This is a genomic window from Amycolatopsis sp. SID8362 (assembly GCF_010550475.1).
In the GTDB taxonomy this organism is placed as follows: Bacteria; Actinomycetota; Actinomycetes; order Mycobacteriales; family Pseudonocardiaceae; genus Amycolatopsis; species Amycolatopsis eburnea.
In genome coordinates this window covers 1-1,613 of the sequence record NZ_JAAGNB010000646.1, presented here as the reverse complement: position 1 = coordinate 1,613, position 1,613 = coordinate 1, and the positions used below count along the sequence as shown (strand labels likewise).

The window sequence follows — 1,613 nt, the reverse complement described above, 5'->3', positions numbered from 1 at the left end:
CGACCGCCTCGTCCGCCACCCGCGGATCCCCGGTGCGCGCGAACAGGTCCTGCAGCGCGACCCCGAGGGTGCCGGCGGCGGTCCGGCGGGCGGGCGCCGCGGTGGTGAGGGCGACCGCTTCGCGCAGCAGCCCGATCGCCTCGTGCAACGCGTCGAGGTCGTTGAAGTAGAGCGTCCGTTCGCGCAGGGCGGCGGCCAGGTTGTTCAGCCGCGCCGACCGGTCCGGGTCGTCGACGGGCGTTTCCGCCAGGACCCGCCGCTCGCAGTCGACGGCCTCCTCGAGCACGTCGCGGTTCCCGGTGGCCTGGAACTCCCGGTGCAGGGCCGCGCCGAGGCTGGCCAGCCGGATCAGGCGGTCCGCCGGTTTCGCGACCGGCAGGGACACCGCCCGGCGCAGCCGCCGGACGGCTTCGTGGATGTCGGCCGCGTCCCCGGTGGCCTCGTGGCGGTACCGGCGCAGCAGCCCCGAGGCCTGGACCATTTCGCCGCACACCGGGACGTCCTCGGGGAACCCGGTGGCGGCCTCGTCCGCCGCCGCGATCGCGCTCGTGAGCAGGCCGCGGTCCGGCAGCGGCACCGGGAGGTCGAGCCTGCGCCGCGACTGCCGCACGACGTTGACCAGGTTGCCGAGCCGTCGGTCCCCGTCGGCCGCGTCGGCCGCCGCGAGGTAGGCGCGTACCGCCTCGTCGAGGTCGGCGACCCGGCCGTCCCGGTCGAAGCGCCCGGTCAGCGCGGCGGCGAGGCCGTGGTGGAGATCGGTCAGCGCGGTGTCGCGCGGCAGCGCGTTGGCCAGGCCGAACCGGCTCGTCCGGATCGCCAGCTCCAGTTCGGCGGGATCGCCGTAGTACTCGTAGGTGTGCCGGTGGATCGCGGCCAGCTGCGAGACCTGACCGGCGCTGATCGGCCCCGAGCTCGCGAGCGACATCAGCACCGACCGCGCGTCCACGAGGTCGTCGCGGCCACCGCTCTCCTGGAACCGGCCCAGCAGGACCGAAGCCAGATTGCCGCGGGCCGCCCGGCTGTCCCCGCACGCCCGGGCCAGCGCGACGGCGCGATCGAGTTCCCGAAGGTCGCCGGTTTGGTGGAAGCGTTCGACACAGGCCGCCATTTCGGCGCTGAGCGTCCTCGGGTCCGGCACGCCCCTAGGATTCCGGATGCGGGGCGGTCGGACAACGGAGGGGACACGGGTGGACCACGCGGCGGGCAAGCGACGTTTCGGGGTGCTGTGCGCCCGGCTGTCGGCGGACGGAGGCCCGCTCGCCGAGGCGGGGCCGATGCGGGACCTCGCCGAGCGCATCGTTGCCGAGGTCCGCCTCGGCCGGCCGCCGGCCGAGCTGACCGGCGACCTCGACGCCTTGGAGGACCTGCTGCTGCGGGCCGGGTACACGGCAGGCCTGAGCGACGTCCGCTCGGTGGCGCCACCGCTGCCGGGGCTGGGTGGCGGCCACCCGCAGCTGGAGGTCTTCGCCTGCCCGGGTGAAACCTGCCTGCGGGTCGCGCCCCTCTCGGCCGACGTGCCCGCGTGCCGGGTGCTCGACCGGCCGCTGCGCCGGCTGCGGCTCGGGTCATGAGCAAGTTCCTGGAGGCGCTGGCGGGCAAGCTGGCCGATCGCT

1 protein-coding gene and 1 pseudogene are annotated in these 1,613 nt (G+C 75.5%); one reads left to right on the top strand and one right to left on the bottom strand.

Annotation, left to right across the window (positions count from 1 at the left end; translation table 11 throughout):
- Window positions 1-1,138: pseudogene (locus G3I65_RS20090) on the bottom strand (CHAT domain-containing protein); the annotation flags it as partial.
- Window positions 1,139-1,187: 49 nt separating this feature from the next.
- On the opposite strand from G3I65_RS20090, the gene G3I65_RS20085 reads away from it, so the two are divergent.
- Window positions 1,188-1,571: a hypothetical protein gene (locus G3I65_RS20085; RefSeq protein WP_160697473.1), complete on the top strand. Its 384-nt coding sequence runs from the start codon at window positions 1,188-1,190 to the stop codon at window positions 1,569-1,571.
- Window positions 1,572-1,613: the final 42 nt, after the last annotated feature.